This is a genomic window from Pseudomonas sp. LBUM1649, from assembly GCF_059716155.1.
The window spans coordinates 4,628,485-4,650,455 of record NZ_CP166807.1 but is presented as its reverse complement, the minus strand read 5'-3'; the positions used below and the strand labels follow the sequence as shown (position 1 = coordinate 4,650,455).

18 protein-coding genes and 1 pseudogene are annotated in these 21,971 nt (G+C 60.4%); 9 read left to right on the top strand and 10 right to left on the bottom strand.

The annotated features are described in order from the left end of the window. Positions 1–132: 132 nt before the first annotated feature. On the bottom strand, positions 133–2,421 hold the full coding sequence (gene tynA, locus ACA058_RS21560) for a primary-amine oxidase (RefSeq protein WP_497635812.1): 2,289 nt from the start codon (positions 2,419–2,421) through the stop codon (positions 133–135). 228 nt (positions 2,422–2,649) lie between these two features. On the opposite strand from tynA, the gene ACA058_RS21555 reads away from it, so the two are divergent. The 3 genes from ACA058_RS21555 to ACA058_RS21545 all read left to right on the top strand — a co-directional run bounded on the left by ACA058_RS21555 (position 2,650) and on the right by ACA058_RS21545 (position 6,696). Further along, on the top strand, positions 2,650–3,150 hold the full coding sequence (locus ACA058_RS21555) for a sigma-70 family RNA polymerase sigma factor (protein WP_497635811.1): 501 nt from the start codon (positions 2,650–2,652) through the stop codon (positions 3,148–3,150). 40 nt (positions 3,151–3,190) lie between these two features. Next, on the top strand, positions 3,191–4,174 hold the full coding sequence (locus ACA058_RS21550; RefSeq protein ID WP_497635810.1) for a FecR family protein: 984 nt from the start codon (positions 3,191–3,193) through the stop codon (positions 4,172–4,174). A 98-nt stretch (positions 4,175–4,272) separates the two neighbouring features. After that, the gene (locus ACA058_RS21545) at positions 4,273–6,696 is read left to right on the top strand and encodes a TonB-dependent siderophore receptor (protein WP_497635809.1); all 2,424 of its coding nucleotides are present in this window, start codon (positions 4,273–4,275) and stop codon (positions 6,694–6,696) included. 68 nt (positions 6,697–6,764) lie between these two features. Here ACA058_RS21545 and ACA058_RS21540 read toward each other — a convergent pair whose 3' ends face one another. Then, positions 6,765–7,916: an MFS transporter gene (locus ACA058_RS21540; RefSeq protein WP_497635808.1), complete on the bottom strand. Its 1,152-nt coding sequence runs from the start codon at positions 7,914–7,916 to the stop codon at positions 6,765–6,767. Positions 7,917–8,085: 169 nt separating this feature from the next. Here ACA058_RS21540 and ACA058_RS21535 point away from each other — a divergent pair, with 169 nt between their 5' ends. Further along, positions 8,086–9,078: a diaminopimelate epimerase gene (locus ACA058_RS21535; protein ID WP_497635807.1), complete on the top strand. Its 993-nt coding sequence runs from the start codon at positions 8,086–8,088 to the stop codon at positions 9,076–9,078. Between the two features lie 95 nt (positions 9,079–9,173). On the opposite strand, the gene codA is transcribed toward ACA058_RS21535, so the two are convergent. The 5 genes and pseudogenes from codA to ACA058_RS21510 form a co-directional block, all read right to left on the bottom strand. Continuing rightward, the gene (gene codA, locus ACA058_RS21530; protein WP_497635806.1) at positions 9,174–10,421 is read right to left on the bottom strand and encodes a cytosine deaminase; all 1,248 of its coding nucleotides are present in this window, start codon (positions 10,419–10,421) and stop codon (positions 9,174–9,176) included. Positions 10,422–10,903: 482 nt separating this feature from the next. Next, a pseudogene (locus ACA058_RS21525) lies at positions 10,904–11,122 on the bottom strand (alpha/beta fold hydrolase); the annotation flags it as partial. Positions 11,123–11,226: 104 nt separating this feature from the next. After that, the gene (queD, locus tag ACA058_RS21520) at positions 11,227–11,583 is read right to left on the bottom strand and encodes a 6-carboxytetrahydropterin synthase QueD (RefSeq protein WP_008056290.1); all 357 of its coding nucleotides are present in this window, start codon (positions 11,581–11,583) and stop codon (positions 11,227–11,229) included. A 75-nt stretch (positions 11,584–11,658) separates the two neighbouring features. Continuing rightward, complete coding sequence (locus ACA058_RS21515; RefSeq protein WP_497635805.1) at positions 11,659–12,738, bottom strand: patatin-like phospholipase family protein; 1,080 nt, start codon at positions 12,736–12,738, stop codon at positions 11,659–11,661. A gap of 104 nt (positions 12,739–12,842) precedes the next feature. Continuing rightward, positions 12,843–13,544, bottom strand: coding sequence for a murein L,D-transpeptidase catalytic domain family protein (locus tag ACA058_RS21510; protein WP_497635804.1), 702 nt, complete (start codon positions 13,542–13,544; stop codon positions 12,843–12,845). An 82-nt stretch (positions 13,545–13,626) separates the two neighbouring features. Here ACA058_RS21510 and ACA058_RS21505 point away from each other — a divergent pair, with 82 nt between their 5' ends. Continuing rightward, complete coding sequence (locus tag ACA058_RS21505) at positions 13,627–15,381, top strand: L,D-transpeptidase family protein (RefSeq protein ID WP_497635803.1); 1,755 nt, start codon at positions 13,627–13,629, stop codon at positions 15,379–15,381. Between the two features lie 294 nt (positions 15,382–15,675). Next, positions 15,676–16,335, top strand: a complete 660-nt coding sequence (locus tag ACA058_RS21500) for a ribonuclease T2 family protein (RefSeq protein ID WP_497635802.1) — start codon at positions 15,676–15,678, stop codon at positions 16,333–16,335. Positions 16,336–16,373: 38 nt separating this feature from the next. Here ACA058_RS21500 and ACA058_RS21495 read toward each other — a convergent pair whose 3' ends face one another. After that, positions 16,374–16,847, bottom strand: coding sequence for a hypothetical protein (locus ACA058_RS21495; protein ID WP_497635801.1), 474 nt, complete (start codon positions 16,845–16,847; stop codon positions 16,374–16,376). Positions 16,848–17,058: 211 nt separating this feature from the next. Between ACA058_RS21495 and ACA058_RS21490 the strand changes: the two genes are divergently transcribed. Both ACA058_RS21490 and ACA058_RS21485 read left to right on the top strand, forming a co-directional pair. Continuing rightward, positions 17,059–18,630 (top strand): sensor domain-containing diguanylate cyclase, encoded by a 1,572-nt coding sequence (locus tag ACA058_RS21490; protein WP_497635800.1) that lies wholly within the window; start codon positions 17,059–17,061, stop codon positions 18,628–18,630. Positions 18,631–18,941: 311 nt separating this feature from the next. Then, on the top strand, positions 18,942–19,274 hold the full coding sequence (locus ACA058_RS21485; RefSeq protein ID WP_497635799.1) for a hypothetical protein: 333 nt from the start codon (positions 18,942–18,944) through the stop codon (positions 19,272–19,274). Here ACA058_RS21485 and ACA058_RS21480 read toward each other — a convergent pair. Then, positions 19,258–20,517, bottom strand: a complete 1,260-nt coding sequence (locus ACA058_RS21480) for an IS256 family transposase (RefSeq protein WP_497635798.1) — start codon at positions 20,515–20,517, stop codon at positions 19,258–19,260. The two genes, ACA058_RS21485 and ACA058_RS21480, sit on opposite strands and share 17 nt — an antisense overlap. 188 nt (positions 20,518–20,705) lie before the next feature. Further along, on the bottom strand, positions 20,706–21,008 hold the full coding sequence (locus ACA058_RS21475) for a hypothetical protein (RefSeq protein WP_497635797.1): 303 nt from the start codon (positions 21,006–21,008) through the stop codon (positions 20,706–20,708). 160 nt (positions 21,009–21,168) lie between these two features. Here ACA058_RS21475 and ACA058_RS21470 point away from each other — a divergent pair, with 160 nt between their 5' ends. Continuing rightward, on the top strand, positions 21,169–21,963 hold the full coding sequence (locus tag ACA058_RS21470; protein WP_497635796.1) for an exodeoxyribonuclease III: 795 nt from the start codon (positions 21,169–21,171) through the stop codon (positions 21,961–21,963). The last annotated feature ends 8 nt before the right edge of the window (positions 21,964–21,971 follow it).

Here is a 21,971-nt window from a genome sequence, read left to right as displayed (position 1 = left end):
CGAGCTGTGGCGAGGGGATTTATCCCCGTTGGGGCGCGAAGCGGCCCCTGAAAATGGGACTGCTACGCAGTCCAACGGGGATAAATCCCCTCGCCACAGCCTTGCTCCCACAGGCTTTTGTGTATTGCCTGATTATTTTGGTGAGTTGAGGTTCAGCGTCGGCGTTTCATCGAAGAAGTTCCACGGCTTCAACAGCACATGCACCCACTCGGTGGGCATGATCGGCCATTCTTCGGCCCGGGCGATGTGGGTGGTGCCGGTGGTCAGCCAGACCACATCGTCGGTGTTCTCGATGGAATGGTTATCCTGGGTGAATTGCCCCAGCCCCGAGTCTTTGTCCGAGCGGTTCGGGTACTTGCCTTCCGGGTACTTTTCCTCCGGGTTGTATTGCGTCACCCACAGCTGTTTGTCCATGAAGCTCAGGCGATGGTAAAGCCATTCGTCCGTGCCGAAGTTGGCGCCCTTGGCCACCGGGTGCGTACCACCGGCATAGGGAATCAATTGGTAGGACACCGGGTTGCCGACCTTGTTTTCCTTGCTGAAATTGGTCAGCAGGCGCACGGTCGATGGGTCGAACTTCTGCGCGGCCTGCTGTTCGGTGCTGACCACGCGGGTTTCGGTCTGCATGGTGCTGGTGCGCGGCCCGCCACGGTCGTTCGGCAGCACCACCGGGTTCACTTCCACCAGCGAGTTGCTTTCACCGTCCACGTCCATGTCCAGGCGGAAGTTATAGATGTGCTGGTGCGTGGTGCCGACGATGTTGTGGTCCAGCAGGGTGCCGTAGCGCGTGTCTTCCTTGGCGGTCTCTTCGTGCATGGTTTTGGACTTCACGCCCTTGACCGCTTCGATGCCGGTGGCGCCGGCGTCGATGCCGATGGTGCCGTTCTGCTGGAAGACCCAGTCGAAGATGTAGTCATAGTTGCCGACGGTGCTGATCCAGCGCACCACCAGTTCACGCCGTTCGGTGCTGAGGTTGGGCTGGCCCATTTCCTGGTGTTTGTATTCCGGGCCGGCGTAGCGCTCGAACACCGCCATGGCCCGTGGGATCGCGGTCGGTGCGCCGGTATAATCGGCGATTGTGGCGTCCAGCAGCACGGCATTTTCCGGGGCGTCTTTACCGCGGGCGATTGGCGAGGTCAGGGTGCCCATGCCGTAGTCGCCCGAGTCGAGGTAAGCCTTGAAGTACCAGCCGACATCCGGGTCGCCGTAAGGCACGATCATCCCGCCCAGGGAGCCTTCGTACATGATCTTGCGTTTCTTGCCCTTGTCGTCATAGGTGACGGTGGACAGGATCGGGCCGACCCGCGAATCGAGGCGTACGTGGAAGTCCCAGTTCTGCCAGTGAATGCTGTTGCCGGTGATGGTGTAATTCTTGCCTTCAGGTTCGATGATTTCCAGCGGCTTGACCGCCACGCCCTTGCGCCCGCGTCCGTCGTAGGGCGTCGATTTCATCGGCACCGGAATGAGCGCTTCGTCTTCGATCTTGATGAGTTTTTTCTGCTCCAGATCGACAATCGCCACCAGGCCCTCGATCGGGTGCGCCCAATAGTTGCCGTCATCGACATTGAGGTAGCTGACGATCTTCAGCAGGCGCTTGTCCTGGGCCAGCCCGTCCTTGCCGTCGAAGTACCCGACGGTCAGCGGCGTGGCGACGACCTTCTTCACATCGTTGATGCCGCGCTTGGCCAAGGCTTGCGCGTATTCGGGGCTGGTCTCGACAGCGGTTTGCACCGTGACGAAATCATCCAGCAGCACCATGCCGTGGGCGCCTTCGATCGGCTTCCAGGATTGCAGCGCCTTGCTGTCGAGATCCACCAGCGCTTCGATCACATGCTTGCCGTCCAGCACCACGATATTGGCCTGGCGCGGCTGGGTCACGTTTTGCCCGGTGTAGACGAAATTCCACACCTGATCCTTCGGTGGTTCCTTGACCGATACTTCGGTGAAGCGAAAACCTGGCTTGTAGTGTTCCGATTTCTTGACGATGTCCACCGCCGTGGTGATTTCGTTCGCACTCAGGGGGTTGAGCGGGTTAGGGCGGGTCTCGACGACGAAGGTCGTGTCCAGGCCGGACTGGAAGACCTGGTTGATGAAGTCCTTGGACATGAACGCCGTCTTGCCCTTGAACACCACGGGCACCGTCAGCTCCATGCGCTTGCCATTGACCATGGCCACTTTGTTGTCCGGCTTGACCTTGAGGTAGACCCCGTCCTTGGCAATGGTGAACAGGTTCGAGTAGTCGTCCCATTTGACGGTGGCACCAAACTCCTCGAGGCCCGCTTGCAAAGGCACCATTTCGGCGTGACCGCCGTGGGCCTGGGCATTGCTCATGCACAAAGGCAGGCCGAGCGCGCTCAGGGAGATGGCCAGGGCGAGCCGGGCAAGCGGTGATCTTTTTGGCGATGCTTTGGCGCTGGACATGTGTACGTTCCTGGGGAAAAGCCGTTGGCTGGCATGCTTGCACTTTGCTACAGCCCGTCGATGGTTGCATTGGGATTTCTGCCAGATTGCTTTGAGTGCCTGCCAAACCGTATGAACGTGATCGGTTGTCTCGCCGTGACTGACCGTTCTGACGCTCAGCCGCAAACCGTTGCCTTGGGTTAATAGGAAGCATTACTATTCACGCCCTCGCATCCACAGCACACCACAATGACCCCCAAGCTGCCCCGCAGACACGGCTTTTTCGAGCACTACGAAGAGTTGGTTGGCACCTGGACCCGTCGCCTGAGAAACCGTCAGCAGGCCGAGGACCTGGCCCACGATACGTTTGTGCGGGTGCTCGAGTCGGATTCGGCGGCGGTGCAGCAACCGCGGGCCTATCTGCATCAGACCGCGCGCAACATCGCGGTGGACGGTTATCGACGTGAGGATCGGCGGGGCGCCATGGAGTCAGAAGCGATCGACGAAAGTGTGTCGTCATCCGGCGACCCGGAGCATTACATGCAAGCGATCCAGTTGGCTGATTCCATCGAACGGGCGCTCACCGAGCTGCCGGTCAACTGCCGCAAGGTGTTTGTCTGGCAGAAAATCGAAGGCCTGACCCAGGCTGAAATCGCCGAACGCCTGGGACTGTCCAAGAACATGGTGGAAAAGTATATGATCCGCACGCTGCGGCATCTGCGCGACCGCCTTGAAGGACTGTACCCATGAGCGGCAGCGTTTACTCATCCCCAGCCAAACAGGAACTTCCATGATGGATACTCGTGATTGTGCGTGCGGGCAAACAACGGTTCGCGATGAGGCGGCGCAGTGGTTTGTGCGTTTGCAGGAACCCGCCGTCGATGTGGATGCGTATCGCCAATTCGAAAGCTGGCTGAACGAACATCCTCAACACCGCAACGAATTCGAATTGCTCCAGGGCCTGTGGAAAGCCGCTGACCTGCTGCCGGCGGCACGTCTGCAGGCGTTGTCCGAGCAAGCGCCGCGTCGCAGCAAGCGACGCCCGATGGTGCGCTATGCGGTGGCCGCCAGTGTGTTGGCGGTGGCAGTCGGCTTGGGCCTGTTCAACGGTTTGCAGCAACCGGCGCCTTACACGGCCGAGTTTTCCACGGCGCTGGGCGAGCGTCGCCAGGTGGCCTTGCCCGACGGTTCTGTGGTCGATCTCGATAGCCGCAGCCGCATTCAGGTGCGGTTTGAAAAAGATCGTCGCGCCATTGAACTGAGCGAAGGCGAAGCGATGTTCAGCGTCGAACACGACACCAGCCGGCCTTTCGTGGTTGAGGCGGGTAGCGGCAAGGTCACCGTCACCGGCACCCGCTTCGATGTACGCCGGGGCAGCGCCGAGACCCGGGTCGTGGTGGAGCAGGGCACGGTCAAGGTGCAGGGACGCGATGCCGCCGACAACGATTTCATCAGCCTGACCGCCGGCATGGGCACCCATGTCGATGCCGGGGGCAAGGTCGCTGTGGCCTACGCGGTCAATCCCGCCGAAATGACGGCCTGGCGCAACGGCAAACTGGTGTTCAACAACGCCAGCCTGGCCGATGTTGCCGAGCAGGTCTCGCGTTATCGAGAAAAGCCGCTCAAGGTCGGCAATGCCGCAGTGGGCAATCTGCGCCTGACCAGCGTGTTCAAGTCCGACAACACCGACGCGTTGCTCAAGGCCTTGCCAAGCATCCTTCCGGTGGCCGTGCGCACCCTCGATGACGGCAGCCAGGAAATAATTTCAAAATAAAATTCAGGTTTTTTTCGAGTTCATCGTCTTCCTGTTCAACTGCAACTGGTTTGCATTAACAAGCGCACACTCTTGCGATCTTCAGGACTACGTTCGACGTGAAAAAGACCATCGCCAAAAACAACAAATCCCCGTGGTTGCCGCTGGCCCTTGCACTGGCGGTCAACCTGGCGCTGCCTCAGGCATTCGCTGCCGACGCTATCCACATCCCGGCGCAACCCCTGGGGCAGGCCCTGAGTCAATTGGGCCAGCAAACCTCGCTACAGGTTTTTTTCAGTCCTGAACTGGTGGCCGGCAAACAGGCCCCGGCGGTGGAGGGCAATATCGACCCGGAAGAAGCGCTGCGCCAGTTGCTGCAAGGCAGCGGCCTGCAATACCAGATCAATGAGGGCTCGGTGACGCTGCTGCCGGCCCCGGCCTCTGCGGCAAACGGCCCGCTGGAACTTGGCGTTACGGACATCAAGGTGGTGGGCGACTGGCTCGGTGATGCCGATGCCGCGGTGGTGCAGAACCACCCCGGTGCCCGTACCGTGATTCGCCGCGAGGCCATGATCGAGCAAGGCGCGATGAACGTCGGCGACGTATTGAAGCGCGTGCCTGGTGTGCAAGTGCAAGAGGCCAACGGCACCGGTGGCAGTGATGTTTCGCTGAACGTCGGCGTTCGCGGGCTGACCTCGCGCCTGTCGCCACGCTCGACCGTGTTGATCGATGGCGTGCCGGCGGCCTTCGCCCCCTATGGCCAGCCGCAGTTGTCCATGGCGCCGATTTCCTCTGGCAACCTCGACAGCATCGACGTGGTGCGCGGCGCCGGCTCCGTGCGTTATGGGCCACAGAACGTCGGCGGGGTGATCAACTTCGTGACCCGTGCGATCCCGGAACAAGCCTCGGCTGAAATCGGCAGCACGCTGCAAACCTCCCAGCACGGTGGCTGGAAGCACATCGATACGGTATTCGCCGGCGGCACCGCAGACAACGGCATGGGCGTGGCGCTGTTGTATTCCGGGGTGAACGGCAACGGTTATCGCAAAAGCAACAATGGCAATGACATCGACGACGTGATCCTCAAGACTCACTGGGCGCCGACCGATGTGGATGATTTCAGCCTCAATTTCCACTATTACGACGCCAGCGCCGACATGCCCGGTGGCCTGACACAGGCGCAGTACGACGCCGACCCGTTCCAGTCCGACCGCAACAACGACAACTTCAGCGGCCGCCGCAAGGATGTGTCGTTCAAGTGGATTCGGCAAATCGATGACCGCACCCAAGCCGAAGTGCTGACCTATTACACCGACAGTTTTCGTGGCAGCAACATCGCCGCTCGCGATCAGAAAACCCTCGGCTCGTTCCCGCGCAGCTACTACACCTTCGGTATCGAACCACGGGTCTCCCATGTGTTCGATGTCGGCCCGAGCACCCAGGAAGTCAGCGTCGGTTATCGCTACCTGAAAGAAGCCATGCACGAAGAAGCCAGCCGTCTTGCGCTGGTCAACAACGAGCCGGTCGTGCGTCCGGGTTCGGACGGCCACGTGTATCAGGACCGTACCGGTGGCACTGAAGCCAACTCGGTGTACATCGACGACAAGATCGATGTCGGCAACTGGACCGTCACCCCGGGTATCCGTTTCGAACACATCAGCACCGATTGGCATGACCGTCCGGTGCTCGACACCGCCGGCAGGCCGGTGCCGGAGAAGCGCCGCAGTATCGAAAGCAACGAACCGCTGCCGGCACTGAGCGTGATGTACCACATCTCCGATGCCTGGAAACTGTTCGCCAACTACGAAACCTCGTTCGGCAGCCTGCAGTATTTCCAGCTCGGCCAGGGCGGGACGGGTGACGAACCCGCCAACGGCCTGGAGCCGGAAAAAGCCAAGACCTACGAGCTCGGTACGCGCTACAACGATGAAGTGTGGGGCGGTGAAGTGACGCTGTTCTACATCGACTTCGATAAAGAGCTGCAATACATCAGCAACGATGCGGGCTGGACCAACCTCGGCGCCACCACGCACCGGGGCATCGAGGCGTCGGTGCACTACGACATGGCGGCGCTGGACCCGCGCCTCGCTGGCCTGACCGCGAACGCCGGCTTCACCTACACCCGCGCTGTCTATGAAGGTGAGATTCCGGACTTCAAGGGCCGGGACCTGCCGTTCTACTCGCGCCAGGTGGCGACCGCCGGCCTGCGCTACGACATCAATCGCTGGACCTACAACCTGGATGCCTTCGCCCAGTCCAAACAACGCTCGCCGGGCGTGGCTGTGAACGCTGACGGCAGCTTCAGCAACAACTACATCACCGAAGGCACGGCGGATGGGCAGTACGGCGACATTCCGGGCTACGTCACCTGGAACGTGCGTGCCGGCTATGATTTCGGTCCTCAGGTGTCGAACCTGAAGCTCGGGGCCGGGGTGAAAAACATCTTCGACAAGCAGTACTTCACCCGCTCCAGCGACAACAATGCGGGCATGTATGTCGGCACACCGCGCACGTTCTTCGTGCAGGCAAGCGTCGGGTTTTAATAGCCGAAGATCAAAAGATCGCAGCCTGCGGCAGCTCCTACAGGTGAGCAGGCTGCGATCTTTTCGCGTTAAACCTTCAATACCTTCCCGCCAATCGCCACCGCCAGCAGCAACAGTGCCATCAACCCGAAAGCAAAACTCAAACTGGCGGCATGGGCGACAAATCCGATCACCGCAGGCCCTGCGAGTATCCCCGCGTAACCCAGGGTGGTAATGGCCGGCACGGCGATGCTTTGCGGCATCACGGTCTGCTTGCCCACCGCGGTGTACAGCACCGGCACAATGTTCGAACATCCGGCTCCCAGCAGTGCATAGCCCACCAGCGATGCTTCCCAGCTGGGGGCGAACGTGGCCAGGAACAGTCCGGTCGCAGCCATCACCCCTCCGAAGACAATGACCCGCGTCGCGCCCAGGCGACGCACGATTGAATCACCGGTCAATCGACCCACCGTCATGGTCAGTGCAAACGCCGCGTAACCCAGTCCGGCATAGGCCTTGTCGATGCCTCGTTCCTGGGCCAGGAACACCGCGCTCCAGTCCAGCGCGGCACCTTCGGCGAGGAACACAATGAAGCACATCCCGCCGATAAACAGCACGATGCCGTGGGGAACAGCGAACGCCGGCCCCGAACTTTCGCTGCCATAGGGCAGCATGTGCGGTGCAGCCTTGAGCAGTGCAACCAGCAGCAACACAATGACCACCAGCATCGCGCCCAGCGGCGCAAGCCCCAGGCCGAGCAGCGCACTGACGCCCGCCGCGCCGACGATTCCGCCGAGGCTGAACAACCCGTGAAACCCCGACATCATGTTTTTGCCGCTGGCGCGTTCGACGATCACCGCCTGCAGGTTCACCGTCGAATCCACGGTGCCCAGGCCCGCGCCGAACATGAACAATGCGCCCATCAAGGCCGGAATCGACGATACCGTGGCCAGTAGCGGCAGCGCCGCACAGATCAGCAAGGTGCCACCGGTCGCCACCTTGCGGCAACCGAAACGCGTGGCCAGGATACCGGCCACGGGCATTGCCAGTATCGAGCCCACGCCGAGGCACAACAGCAACAAACCCAGGGTGCCTTCATCCAGCCCGGCCCGCGCCTTGGCATACGGCACCAGCGGCGCCCACGCGGCGATGCCGAACCCGGCGATGAAAAAGGCGATGCGCGTGGACATTTGTTCCAGGCGCCCTGGCACGAATGAGGTCCGGGTGTTGAGGTTGGTCATATCAATCCTTGGCAAAAAACGTCGCGTCTCCAAGGGACAGTGATCTGGCCCCGAGGGTTCGGTCAGCGTCCGCGAGATCTTGCGCGCCGACAGGCTGACATCCTTGCACAGCCAGACGGTGTTTCGCGATATGTTGTACCAGACCCACATTTCCAGCAGGGAGGGCGCTATGGCGCGGATGTACGATGCACGGGGCAATATCTATGGTGTGGTGGCGCCAGAGGTGCTGCGCCATCAGGGCATCGACGTGCCCGATCAGGCCGGCCGCGCCGTGCAGACCCGCGAGGCCTGGGCGCTGGCGGCCATCGAAGTGTGCTGTGCCTGGGCGCCCGGCACGCAACCGCCGGGCAGCAAGGATCACTGCAGTGACGGTTTGCTGGTGGGTCCCTTTCAGTCATCGCCTCCCTTTGACCTGTTGATCGTCAACACCGACGGCACCCTGGCCGAGCGCAGCGGCAACGGGTTGACGATTTTTTCCCAGGCGTTGAGCGATCAGGGACTATTTCCGAGCGATGAAGCCTGTGTACTCAGGGTGCATCACGACAAATCCGACACGCCTTCACCGGGGCAGACATCGGTGAAAGCCGCACAAGTCGAGGGCGTGCAGGGTTTCTGGCTCGACCTGGGCCGGCCTGGATTCGGGCCGACAGCGGTCAGTGCCGTTGGCGTTGAAACTGCGCAGTTGAACGGGCGTGAGCTCAGTCACGTGCGACAATTGTCGGCACTCAATGGCGCTTGGTCGCGCAGTCAGTTTGCCCGGGTCGGCAATCCGCATTGTGTGACGCTGGTGGACAGCGCCGAGGCCTTGCCGAGCAATGAGCAGATGCGCGAGCCAGCGTTGAGCGAAGGATTGACGCGTATCGCTTTCGCCATGCCCACGGGGGCCGGGCAGCCTTGTGCGGCGGGCATCAATTTGCAATGGGCGATGCGCGTGTCCGAAGGGCACATCGCCGCGCGGGTGTTCGAGCGCGGCGAAGGTCCGACGGCGTCCTCTGGGACGAGTGCGACGGCGGTGGCGTGTGCGGCGTGGCGGGTAGGTTGGGTCGGCACCGGCAAGGTGAAGGTGACGATGCCCGGTGGCACGGCGCCGATTTTGCTGGAGGAAGAGCAGGGGGAGCTGAGTCGGGTCAGTCTGTTTGGTACGGCGCGATTGGTGAGGTAAATTTGAAATTGCCTTCGCGAGCAGGCTCGCTCCCACAGTGGTCCATTGTGGGAGCGAGCCTGCTCGCGAAGGGGCCAATCCAGTCACCGCAACCTTCAGATCTGTTCGCCGGAGAACTCCACCACCGGCATCGTCCGCTTCATCAACACCTTGCCGCCGCGTACCGAATACAGCGGCAAGCCCTGGCTGCGGATCACCTCGTAATCGCTTTCCGCCGACAGGATCAACAAATTCGCCGGCCGTCCGGGTTCAAGCCCGTAGCGCTCACCCAATGCCATGGCCTTGGCGCTGTTGACGGTGACCAGGTCCAGGGCGTTTTGCAGGTTGCGATAACCGAGCATGTGACAGATGTGCAGGCCGGCTTCGAGTACCCGCAGAATGTTGCCGTTGCCCAGCGGGTACCAGGGGTCGACGATCGAGTCCTGGCCGAAACACACGTTCATGCCGGCTTCCAGCAGCTCGTTGACCCGGGTCACGCCCCGGCGTTTCGGGAAATTGTCGAAACGCCCTTGCAGGTGAATACTTTCGGTGGGGCAGGAGACAAAGCTGATCCCGGAGTGCCCGAGCAGGCGAAACAGCTTGGCGCAGTAGGCATTGTCGTACGAGCCCATGGCCGTGGTGTGGCTGGCGGTGACCCGCGAGCCCATGTCGCGGCTGCGGGCTTCTTCGGCCAACACTTCCAGGAAGCGTGACTGCGGGTCGTCGGTTTCATCGCAATGCACGTCCACCAGGCAACCGGTGCGCTCGGCCAGGTCCATGAGGAATTTCACCGAGCTGACACCCTGATCGCGGGTGTACTCGAAATGCGGAATGCCGCCCACCACATCGGCACCCATGCGGATGGCTTCTTCCATCAGCTCGCGACCATTGCGGTATGACTCGATGCCTTCCTGGGGAAATGCGACGATCTGCATGTCGACCAGATGCCGGCTTTCTTCGCGCACCTCGAGCATGGCCTTGAGCGCCGTGAGCTGCGGGTCGGTGACGTCGACGTGGGTGCGCACGTGCTGGATGCCATGGGCGGCGAGGGCCTGGAGGGTTTTCCTGGCGCGGACCCTGGTGTCTTCTTCGGTGATGGTGACCTTGCGCTCCCCCCAGCATTCGATGCCTTCGAACAGCGTGCCGCTCATGTTCCAGCGCGGCTCGCCAGCGGTCAGGGTGGCGTCGAGGTGGATGTGCGGTTCGACGAAGGGCGGCACTACCAGGTTGCCACCGGCGTCCAGATCGTCGGGGCCCAGGGTGGGGGCTTCGGTCTGCCGGGCGATGTTGCTGATCAGGCCGTTTTCCAGGTGCAGCTCATGCAGGCCTTCCTGGTTGCGCAGCCGGGCGTTGATGATGTGCATCGGGCAGATCCTTTCAGAGAACCGTTTGGACAATATCTCTACGTTATCTCGGCAGCGGTAAATGCCGCCAGCGGTGTTTGCAGATATCGTCTTGAGGTGTACATATCCATTGCTGCGGTTACGGCCATCTATGGTTTCGCCCTTATGCGAGTCACTTGGAAGAGCTTGTAGGAGCGAGCTTGCTCCGGGCGGCGTTCCGACGATGGAGATCAACGATGACGCGGGGAGCCTGACACCCCGCGGTGCTCTCAGGTTTTTCGTGAGCAAGCTCGCTCCTACAGGGCCCGCCGCGATCGGCCATCCATGGCCCGTGCGCGGCTAACCCGGCATCCACGCCGGGTTGCCCACTGCGCAGAACCTGCGCTCGGGGAAAAGCCAAAGCGAGGCAGCCTACCGGCCGGCCTGATCGGGAGCCGTACGCATTTCCCCCTGTAGGAGCCGGCTTGCTGACGATGGCGCCCGAAAGACCAACGCAATGCTCAAGGCCTGTCCCGCTTGATCGCCCCGCGAATGTAAGCCGGCACGATGGCCCGCTGAATGTAGTCAGGCACGCCGCTGAAAGCGGCTTCGTGCTGACGCACATGCTGCACGAACGGCGAACCCCAGGGCGTCAGCGCCACCGGATCGATCAGTGTCAGGCTGCGGTAATCCTTGCCGTTCAGCAAATGGCTGCGCAGGGCGGTCGCCCCGCCTATGAAATGCCCATTGGCCAGTCAGTCATTTGCGTGTCCTCTTGGCGGATGCGAGCGCAAAAGAATAGGCATAAAAAAACCACCGGTCTCGGTGGTTTTTTTGATCGATTGGCTCACTCGCCGCGATAGATGCACCCGCTGGTGCATGTCTCGTGAATCCGGATTGCGCTCAATTCCGGCAACAGCGGCTTGAGTTCAGCCCAGATGAATTTGGCCAGCACTTCGCTGGTCGGATTCTCCAGACCAGGAATATCGTTCAGATAGTTGTGGTCCAGACGCTCATACAGCGGCTTGAAGATCGCCTTGATTTCCGAGAAGTCACGAATCCAGCCGGTGTGCGGATCGAGGTCGCCACTGAGGTGAATCGCCACTTTGAACGAGTGACCGTGCAGGCGGCCGCACTTGTGGCCGTCCGGGACGTGGGGCAGGCGGTGGGCGGATTCGAAGGTAAATTCTTTGAAGATTTCCACAGTGGTTTCAGCTCTGTTCAGGTGGCGATCGCCGCGGCGATGTGGGCAGGTGGCGAGTTTAACAGCTTGTCCTGACTAAAGGGTCAGCAAGCGTTCGGCGAGACGACCGTTGGCCGTCAGTTCGAGAAACTCGTCGCCCAGGCGACGGCTTTCATCCATCGTCGTGCGCCAGTATTTCTGGCGGCTCGGGGCGTCGCCCATGAAGCGCTTGAAGTCATTCCGATCTGGCAATTTGCCATAGGGCAGGCGCGTCAGGTATTCCTTCGATGGCGCCAGCAGCACGACATCCTGCAAGCGCGCAGGGCAGGCGCGGCGCCACGGCAAGGTCTTGTCGAACCAGCCGGGAATCACCCGGTCGGTGAAGTGCGGATAGAGCACGATGTCGTTGCCGCTGTAGGGCAGATCCAGGTGATAGTCCAGCAGGCCGCCATCGCGGAACGTGCCCGCGCCAGCGCCGGGCAGGTCGCGCACGCCTTCCATCACCATCGGGATCGAACCCGAGGCCAGCAGGGCCTGGCGTAGATTGGCGGTGTCCAGCGCGACGAAGCGCGACGGGAAGTCGTTCAGCGCGTTGACCGGCGGTGCCAGGCGCGGGTCGTGGATGATCAGCCGTTCGAAGTGCCGGGCCAGCCGCGCACGACCGCGCAGGTTGTCGGCGATCACCGACGACAGGCCCAATCCCAAGCGGCCACGATGGTCGTCCGCGAGCAAGCCGTGGCTTTTGACCACCATGATGTTCAAGCGGTAGTGGGGGTTGTCGAGCACGGCCGTGTCACGGCCATCGAGCAAATCATCTAGCATGCGCCGCGAGCTTTGGCTGATCTGCGCCATGGTCACGCCTTTGGCGAAGTTCTGTTCGGTATAGAGGCGGCCGAGGCGCCGCAGGCCTTCGGCGGCATCCGGCAGGCAGGCGCTGGCAAAACGCCAAGAGCCCACCGAGGCGCCGATCAACGAGCGCTCGCGCGGCGCCGCCGGCAGCCATTCGCCGAACAGTGCCAGGTCCAGCCCCTGGATCCCCAGGGCTTTAGGGCCGCCAGCGGCACCGGGTAGCGTGCCGACATCGGCGGCGCTCAAGCCACTCTCGCGAATGCGTGCCAACGCCCGGGCGCCGGCCTTGAGGGTAAGGGAGGGGAACTTGATATGGATAGCGGTCATACCGGTCTCGAATGCGGGCGAACGAGCGGATTATAAGCGTGTGTGAGACGCAATTTCCCTGATGTCGTGCCTGTCTTTTGACGATGACCGCTTGAGTGGGCGGTTTACTGGCGTGAAGTGACCTTGTCCGACGAGGCCACCGTGCCGCCGCCGCAATTGATGTACGAAGAGGATTTCAGCCAGCGCTGGTCCGGATAGTAGGAAAACAACAGCTGCCCATCTTTCATCGAGTCAATCAGGCGGTGTGCGATGGCCGGCCTGACGGCCGGGCAGCCGAGGCTCCTGCCGATCCGGCCGTTGGCGCGCGCCAGAACCGGGCTGACATAGGGCGCGCCGTGAATGACGATTGCCCGGTCGAAGGCATTATCGTTGAAGCCAGGCTCCAGGCCTTCCATGCGCAAGGAATAGCCGTTCTGGCCGACGTAACTCTGTTGGGTACGGTACAAGCCAAGGCTGGTGGCGAAGCTTTCATTCTGGTTGGAAAACCGGGTAGTCATGTTTTCACCGCTGTTGCGGCCATGGGCGACCAGTTCGTGGAACAGCAGCTTGCGTTTTTTCAGGTCGAACACCCACAGGCGCTGTTCGGTCGAAGGCAGGGAATAATCGATCACTGCTAGTCTCTGTGCCGGGGCTGCGCCTTGGGTGCGGGTACACTGTGTTGCGCGAACCGCCAGGGCAATGACCTTGGCATTGGCCTTTGGAGCAGCTTTGGCCAGCGCGACTTCGAGCGAATCGGCGTAGGCTGATGGGAGGAAAGCCGACGTCAGCAAGAGGGCTGTCAGCAAGCCAAAGCGATGTAGCGCCATAAAAATGTCTCATCAGGAATATGTCGAGTCTAGCAGTGAGTTGAACGCTAGCCCTTTGATTACAGGCGATTAAGGATTATCCATGGGTCAATTAACAAGGTTATTCGTCATAAGCCGCGTATTTTTTATGGTCTTTCTGATCAGCGGCACTGCGATGGGTGAAACTTCGCCGATCGTGCCGGTATCTCCGCCGCCAGTGAGTGTGCTCGGTGCCGCACCCGATGATGGGGTCGGCCAGGCAATCCAGGCCGAGCTTGAACCCCTGCAATCGGCATTTCCTCCGCTGCTGACCTCGCGTAAACATCAACGGCTGGATGTGGGTCGAGTGGTTCTGGATTTCTATTCGCATCGCAATTTTCGCGCCGCCTGGACGAACGGGCGAGATATCAGCCAATTGCTCAAGGGCCTGGATGACACCCACGCCGATGGTCTGGTCCCCGAGGATTACCGGGCTGGCGAACTGGCCCAGGCGCAACTGGCGTTGCAGGCAATGGCGCCGACACCGGCGCAATGGGCGGCTTTCGATATCGCGGCAACCCGCACGTACATCACGGCGCTGCTGCAGTTGCGGCGGGGCAAGGTTGATCCGGCACGCTTGGATTTTCATTGGAACTTCGATCCCGAGGGCGTTGATCCCCGCGAGGACATGAACACCTTCTTTACCGCCCTGGATGATCACGACGTGGCTCGTGCGTTCGCTCAAGCGCCGCCCCAGGAGGCGGTTTATCGCAGCCTGCGCGAGAGCCTCGCGCACTTGCGCAAGGTTCGCGACGCAGGCGGTTGGCCGAAAGTCGCTGAAGGGCAGTCGCTCAAGCCCGGCATGGACAATGCTGCGGTCAAGCAATTGCGCGCACGCCTGGCGGCGGCCGGGTACCTGGACCCGCGCAAGCCCAAGCGTACCGATTACGACGACAGTGTCATTGCTGCGGTGAAGAAGTATCAGCTCGAACAATACCTCGGCGCCGATGGCGTGGCGGGGGCGGGGACGCTGGCGGCACTGAACGTGCCGGTCGAGGCGCGAATCGACCAGGTCCGGGTGAACATGGAGCGGGCGCGCTGGTTGCTCTACAAGCTGCAGGGCACTTTTGTCATCGTCGATATTGCCGGCTACAAGGTCGCCCTGTACCGCGACGGTCAGCCGATCTGGCGTTCCCGGGTGCAGGTCGGCAAACCCTTTCGCAGCACGCCGGTGTTCCAGTCCGAAATCACCTACGTCACATTCAACCCCACCTGGACCGTTCCGCCGACGATTCTCGTCAAGGATATGTTGCCCAAGATCCAGCAGAATCCGGGCTACCTCGCGGCCAACCGGATTCGCGCCCTGGACCGGGAAGGCAACGTGCTCGATCCCTCGACCGTCGACTGGTCCAATGCGCGCGGCATCACCCTGCGTCAGGACGCCGGCGCGGAAAACTCGCTTGGGCAGGTGGTCATCCGGTTCCCCAACGACTATGCGATTTACCTTCACGACACCCCTCATCGCGAGTTGTTCGCCAAATCCATGCGTGCCACCAGCTCCGGCTGCATCCGGGTGGAGAATCCGTTGCAGTTGGTCGAGCTGCTGTTCAACGACCCTGTGCGCTGGAACGCGGCGGGTATTCAAAAGCAACTGGCCAATGGCAAAACCGAAAACATCAAGCTTCCCGTCAAGGTGCCCGTGCTGCTGGCCTATTGGACGGTGGACCTGAATACCGACGGACGGGTAACGTTCAAACCCGACGTGTACGGCTACGATTCCCCGGTGCTGCGACTCTTGGACCAACCTTCCAGGTTGCCCGCCCTGGAGTTGCAGCGTGCAGAACCGCCACTGGTAGTATCAGGCCAAGACAAGTTGTAGCCATGGCGCCTTGGCGAGAGGCCACCGAGGGTTCACTTGTTGAAACTGTCGACATGGAAATGGGTCACAGCTAATCAATTAACAGGGGTCATTGACGATGGATGTTGCCGACAAAAAAATGACCCTCATCACAGGTCCTTTCGGCTGACAAATCGTTCGTTTGCACGACATTAATCATTTCGAATCACTCTCGTGGTGCGAAAGCGTTCGTGGCTATGCCAAAGTACCGGCTTTTGATCGGCCCATCGTCGGTCGATGATATTTCCGGTCAAGCCACCCCGCAGGAGCGTGCCGATGAATAGACTTTACGCCGTGGTCGCGCTGATCGTATTGACGTTCGCCAGCGTGGGCCCGAGCAGCGCCCGGGATTCGGGAAGCGGCAGACCGGAATCCGTAGCGGGGGTGTTCGATTACTACCTGTTGGCGCTGTCCTGGTCACCCACCTACTGCCTGACCCATCGTGACGACTCGCAATGTTCCGGCAAAGGCTATGGCTTTGTGCTCCACGGCCTCTGGCCGCAATACACCCGGGGTGGTTGGCCAAAGTCCTGCGCGCCGAGGGTAAGACTATCGCCGCAGGAGCGGGCGAAGGGCTTGATGCTGTTCCCGTCCGAAAAGCTGCTCGAGCACGAATGGGCCAAACACGGCACTTGCAGCGGCCTCGGCGCCATCGGTTATCTGGAAGCCTCCGACAAGGCCTTGGGCGCGGTCAGGATTCCTGAGCAACTGCAACCGTTGAGTAGCACGCATTATTTTTCAGCCCGGGACATTGCGCAGATGTTCCGCCAGAGCAATCCGCAGATCCCGGCGGATGGCGTTGTGGTGATCTGCAACGGGCCGCAGTTGTCGGAGGTTCGGGTCTGCATGGACAAGGACCTGGCGTTTGCCTCTTGCGGCAAAGGCGTGAAGACACAATGCCGTGCCGGGGACATCCGGGTTCCGCCTTTGCGGTGATCAATCGGTCGGCGCCAGGTCGATGGCGGCCAATCGCTTCAACCGAGCGCCAGTCCTGCCTGTACCACCGACAGCAGATTGTTTTCAGTCAGCGCCACCGCATCCGGTCGCGTTGCGGCTTGCTCGATCACTTGTAGCCACCAATGTGTTGCGCCGTGTTCGTCCACGGTGCGCAACAGGGCATGTTCGTTGTCTCTGGAGTGAATTTCGACACGCCCTTCGCCATCCGCCGTGAAGCGCGCAACAGGATCGAATGTGATGCTGTGGTGATTGCCGGTGATCACCAATTGGTCGATGGCATAGTCGAAAGTGTCTCCCTGCGGATGGCTCTCGAACACATGAGTGGGGTTGCGCCGCAGGACCAGGCCGGCCTCGGTCAAGGGCTGCAACCAGGCCTCGACCCGGTGATACAGCTCGTTGACCTGGTCCGGCCAGCTGTCGATCGCCTGATCAATAATGCTGGTCGGGCGGGTCTGTTTCAGTTTTACGGCCAGATCGTCTGCCTTGCTCATTTCAAATCCCTATGGTGGTGTAAGACTCATCGTAGCTCCTTGACGGTGATGTGGCGGTTGTCCTGCGTCATGTCGCTGACGGTTTCCAGGCGGGCCGGGTAACCATTTGGCATCTGCTGCCCTTTTCCCGTTGCTAACACCGTAGACTTGGCGCCCCAAAACCAGGGGGCATGGGGTATCGCTCGTGCCTTGTCCTTTCAGGGAGCGCTTTTTGCCAACACGCCTTGATGACCTGTACCACGCCCCCGGCGTTGCCTTGAAACGCATACCGCTGCGCAAGGCCGCGGTGTTGTTTATCGGCACGGTGTGTCTGTGCCTGTGCGCTTTGCTCTGCTTGCAACTGGAGCAATCCCGGCGCCACGACCTGAGCCAGGCCCAGGTCGCTTCGTCGAACCTGACGCGGGCCATGGCACAGCAGGCCGAAGACACCTTCATGCAAGCCGATCTGGTGCTGACCAGTCTGGTGGACTGGATTCAGGCCGACGGAAACGGTTTGGCCCAGCGTCCTCGGTTGCAGAAAACCTTCGCCCGGCGGGTGCAGGCGCTGGAGCAATTGCACGGCATCCTGCTGTTCGACCAAAAGGGCCAGTGGGTCGTCACCTCGTTTGAAGCACTGCCTCGCGGCAACGGCGTGGCAGATCGCGAATACTTCAAATTTCACCAGCAGAACGTCTCAACCGTTGCGCACATCGGCCCGGCCATCCGCAGTCGGGAAAATGGCGAATGGATCATTCCGATCTCCAGGCGGGTCAATGACCGGAATGGCCAGTTCCAGGGAGTGCTGCTGGCCGGGATCAAGATGTCGTACTTCGAGCAGTTCTTCAAAAGCTTTAGTATCGACGACAATGGCGCGATGTTTCTGGCGTTGACCGATGGCACGGTGCTGGCTCGCCGACCCTATGTGCAGGCGCAGATCGGTACATCTTTGGCCAAGGGTGAAATCTTTCAGAACCTGTTGCCCCGGGCGACTTCCGGCAACGCCATGTTCGCCTCCGAGATGGACGCGATTGTCCGCCTGCATGGCTATCGGCAGCTGGAGGCATACCCGTTGGTGGTCTCGGCGGCATCGTCCCGGGACTCGATTCTGGCGGGCTGGTACGACACGGCGTTTCGCTCCAGCGCCATCGTCTTGCTGGTCATGCTGGGCATCGGACTGATCGGCTGGGTGTTCATTCGTCAGGTGCGTGTGGGTGAACAGGTCGAGGCGGATTTGCGCCAGGCTCAGCAAGCGCTGGAGCTGATTGCCACCCACGACAGCCTGACCGGCCTGGCCAATCGCCGATTGTTCGAGCGGGCCCTGGATATCGAATTCGGTCGCGGCGCCCGGCAACACAGCCCGCTGAGCCTGATCATGCTCGATATCGATTTCTTCAAGCGCTACAACGACACCTACGGTCACGTGGTGGGCGATCACTGTCTGGCCGAAGTGGCGCGTGCGGTGAAAAGTTGCTGCCATCGCAAAGCCGATCTGGCGGTGCGTTACGGTGGTGAAGAGTTTGCGGTGTTGCTGCCTGACACCGATATCCATGGTGCCATGACCCTTGCCGAACAGATTCGCCGCAGCGTCATGGGCAAGAACATCAGTCATACGGGCTCGCCCAGCGGATACGTGACCGTCAGTCTCGGTTGCTATTCGTTCGTGCCGACGGGGCGTGACAGCATGGAAGTGTTCATCCAGCGCGCGGATGCTGCGCTGTATCAGGCCAAGCATTCGGGCAGGAACCGTTCGGCGGTGCTGTCGATGGAGGGCGGGGTCGAGGCACTGATGCGTTCGGATCGTTGACGCAAGTCTGTGACTGCCCGATGGCCGATGGTCTGCCTGTCAGAACTTGTTCAATTGATCGTCTAGAGTTCCGATAGCTCGGACCGTTCAACCTGCCCATGGGCTTGTACGGTCCGAAGGCCGAGGCGTTGAACGGCAAGTGGAATCCGCCGGCGGTCAAGCAGATGTAGGCGCAGGTAATCTCTCCCAACAAATGCATTCGAGTGTATTGAAGAGCTGTATTTTATGATCTGCGGTTTAAGTGGTTCGTTTGTTGCGGGTGTATTGCTGATGCGCGTGACAGGGATGTTTTATTTAAAGGAATAAGTAGTATGAAACGTATGCAGTTTTACATTAGCAAAACAAGGACAGACCGCAGGGACGGAAATATTCTCGCTGTTTTTGCCTGTGGTAAAGACGAACACCAATGGTGTTGGGTTCCTGTGGGGTTTGTGGTGCAGTTGATCCATCAGGGTGTGCCGTTCAACACACTGTTGAAGCAAAGCGAGAATGATTATGTAAAGGGGGCCAGGGTCGAAGTCTTTGACGAGATTTTTTTACGAACAGTCGCCAATAACACGCCAGGCGAGAGTGTCAGATTTTTTGTGTGCGGGCCGGTAACAGCCTGCCGTAAGGCAGGCCTTCATTTCACCAAGTTGGCCTGATGAATCGATCTCCGTACAAAACCGCGAACTGATTCATTGCGTTCTTCCAGTCATGGGCCGGACTGCCCCAATTGGCGGTGATATTTTGCAGTGCCAGCCAGATCAGCTTTGTCGCCGCATCATCGGTTGGAAAATGTCCTCTTGTCTTGATGATCTTGCGCAACTGAGCATTGATGCTCTCGATGGCGTTGGTGGTGTAGATCACTTTTCGTATGGCTGGCGGGAAGATGAAAAACGGGATGACTCGGTCCCAGGCACGCCTCCAGGCAGCAGCCACCGTTGGATATTGTTTACCCCAAGGTCCAGATTCGAAGGCATCTAAAGCCTGCTCGGCAACTTCAGCGTTGAGTGCTTGATAAATCGGCTTCAGGGCTTTGGCCAGTTCGCGACGTTTATCCCAGGCCGCGTAATCAAGGCTGTTACGGATCAAGTGGACGATGCAGGTCTGCAGCGTCGTCTGAGGGAACACCGCACTCAAGGCTTCTGGCATGCCTTTGAGTCCGTCAGTGACAGCGATCAAAACGTCTTCGACGCCTCGAGTCTTGAGGTCATTGAAAACCTTCATCCAGAACTTGGCACCCTCGGTCGTTTCAATCCAGATGCCCAGAATATCTCGTGTACCGTCCGGCAATACGCCCAGGGCTAAGTAAATGGCCTTGTTGCGAACCACCCCCTCGTCACGGATTTTGACCCGCAGAGCATCGAAGAAAATGACTGGGTACATGGGTTCAAGTGGTCGCTGCTGCCAAGCACTGACCTCTTCCAGAACTGCATCGGTGACTGAGCTGATGAAGTCATGGGAGACATCTGTGCCGTATTGCTCCGATAGAAATGCACGAATCTCGCGCACGCTCATGCCGTGTGCATACATGGCAATAATCTTGTCATCGAAGCCGGTAAAGCGGCGCTCGTGCTTGGGGATCAGAATCGGAGCAAAGCTGCCATCGCGGTCTCTGGGGATGTCCAGGCGAAGCGGGCCGTCATCGGTCAGCACGGTCTTGCCGCTCTTACCATTACGCTGGTTGCTCGACTCCTCAGGGCGCTGCGCGCCCTGAGGGTAGCCAAGGTGGTGGCCGAGTTCGGCTCCCAAGGCTCGTTCAATCAGCGCCTTTTTGAACGCCATCGAAGCGTCCTGAATGGCTTCGGCACTCATCGGACCGTTCACGAACTGGTCGATCAGCTCTTTTGGAATGGATGGAAGGTCACGCTGGGCCTCGCGGGCCGGTTTCTTTTTGGTCGGCATACATGCACCTCTTCAACATGTTATGCCCGAACACAAAATTTATGACAGTCCCCGCCAGGCGATAATCTGGACAGTCTACCGACAAGCGTCGAATAAATTTAATGCACTGATGTCATATCTCAGACATCGATAAATCCCCAGTATTGCAAACAGCCGACGATGGATCATCATCGGCTGCCTTTACGCGTTCAGCTGCCCGTCCCACCGCCAGCCCCGCCGGTCCCGCCGCCGCCCGACCCGGTGCCCCCTCCGGCACCCGAGCCGCTGTTGCCGCCCGCACTTCCACTTGAAGAACCGGTTGCGCCACCGTCACCGGCGTTGCCGCCCGAGGGCGAGCTCGGCGTGTTGTCCGGCGGCATGACAGGGCCGCTGGTTGAACCGGATTTGGTGCCCGTCGCATCAGCATCATCGCCGGACGCTGCGAAGGTGGCCAAGGGGGCCGAGCAGAGCAATCCAGCGAGAACCAGCGAAGTGATTCTGGTGTTCATCATGGTTCGTCTCCAAAAGATGAGTCGTTACCTGAAGTTGGTGTGAAGGGCAGGGCGGTTGGTGCCAGCTGGATGACGAGTGGCACAAGCTGTGGTGGACAGAACACCTTGCAGGCGCCGCGGTCACACCCAAGAGGCTCAGACAAACGGGACGACGGTGGTCATGAAAAAGCTGCGAATCGCGACGTTCAACGTCAACGGCATGCGCGCTCGCCTGCCGAATCTGTTGGCCTGGCTTGAGCGCGAGCAGCCGGACATCGCCTGTCTGCAGGAACTCAAGTCGGTCGACAGTGCGTTTCCTGCCGCGCAGCTTGAGGCCATCGGCTACGGCGCGATCTGGCAGGGACAAGCGTCGTGGAACGGGGTGGCGATTCTGGCGCGGGATGCGCAGCCGCTGGAAAGCCGCCGAGGTCTGCCGGGCGATGATGACGATAGTCACAGCCGGTATCTGGAAGCCGCCGTACACGGGGTTCTGGTGGGTTGCCTGTACCTGCCCAACGGCAACCCGCAACCGGGGCCGAAGTTCGATTACAAACTGGCCTGGTTCGAGCGCCTGATACGCTACGCGCAGACGCTGCAGGGCAGTGAGCATCCGGTGGTGCTGGCGGGTGACTACAATGTGGTTCCCACCGACCTCGATATCTATAACCCGCGTTCCTGGCTCAAGGATGCCTTGCTGCAACCCGAGAGTCGCGAGTGTTATAAGCGTCTGCTGGATCAGGGCTGGACCGATGCCGTGCGTCATCTGTATCCGCACGATCGGGTCTACACCTTCTGGGACTATTTTCGCCAGCACTGGCAGAAGAACTCCGGGTTACGCATCGATCACCTGTTGCTCAATCCGGCCTTGAGTCCTTACCTGGAGGAGGCCGGTGTCGATGCCTGGGTGCGCAACGAACCCCATGCCAGCGACCATGCGCCCACCTGGATTCAGTTGGGCTCGCGCAAGCGCCGTTGATTTTTCTT

Bases quoted from the DNA above. Each gene is read 5' to 3' on its own strand.
- ACA058_RS21550 (WP_497635810.1), top strand. From the start codon at position 3,191: ATGATGGATACTCGTGATTGTGCGTGCGGGCAAACAACGGTTCGCGAT.
- ACA058_RS21510 (WP_497635804.1), bottom strand. From the start codon at position 13,544: ATGGCGCTACATCGCTTTGGCTTGCTGACAGCCCTCTTGCTGACGTCG.
- ACA058_RS21500 (WP_497635802.1), top strand. From the start codon at position 15,676: ATGAATAGACTTTACGCCGTGGTCGCGCTGATCGTATTGACGTTCGCC.
- codA (WP_497635806.1), bottom strand. From the start codon at position 10,421: ATGCACATCATCAACGCCCGGCTGCGCAACCAGGAAGGCCTGCATGAG.
- ACA058_RS21555 (WP_497635811.1), top strand. From the start codon at position 2,650: ATGACCCCCAAGCTGCCCCGCAGACACGGCTTTTTCGAGCACTACGAA.
- ACA058_RS21475 (WP_497635797.1), bottom strand. From the start codon at position 21,008: ATGATGAACACCAGAATCACTTCGCTGGTTCTCGCTGGATTGCTCTGC.
- ACA058_RS21515 (WP_497635805.1), bottom strand. From the start codon at position 12,738: ATGACCGCTATCCATATCAAGTTCCCCTCCCTTACCCTCAAGGCCGGC.
- ACA058_RS21505 (WP_497635803.1), top strand. From the start codon at position 13,627: ATGGGTCAATTAACAAGGTTATTCGTCATAAGCCGCGTATTTTTTATG.
- ACA058_RS21480 (WP_497635798.1), bottom strand. From the start codon at position 20,517: ATGCCGACCAAAAAGAAACCGGCCCGCGAGGCCCAGCGTGACCTTCCA.
- ACA058_RS21535 (WP_497635807.1), top strand. From the start codon at position 8,086: ATGGCGCGGATGTACGATGCACGGGGCAATATCTATGGTGTGGTGGCG.
- ACA058_RS21485 (WP_497635799.1), top strand. From the start codon at position 18,942: ATGAAACGTATGCAGTTTTACATTAGCAAAACAAGGACAGACCGCAGG.
- ACA058_RS21495 (WP_497635801.1), bottom strand. From the start codon at position 16,847: ATGAGCAAGGCAGACGATCTGGCCGTAAAACTGAAACAGACCCGCCCG.
- ACA058_RS21540 (WP_497635808.1), bottom strand. From the start codon at position 7,916: ATGACCAACCTCAACACCCGGACCTCATTCGTGCCAGGGCGCCTGGAA.
- ACA058_RS21470 (WP_497635796.1), top strand. From the start codon at position 21,169: ATGAAAAAGCTGCGAATCGCGACGTTCAACGTCAACGGCATGCGCGCT.
- tynA (WP_497635812.1), bottom strand. From the start codon at position 2,421: ATGTCCAGCGCCAAAGCATCGCCAAAAAGATCACCGCTTGCCCGGCTC.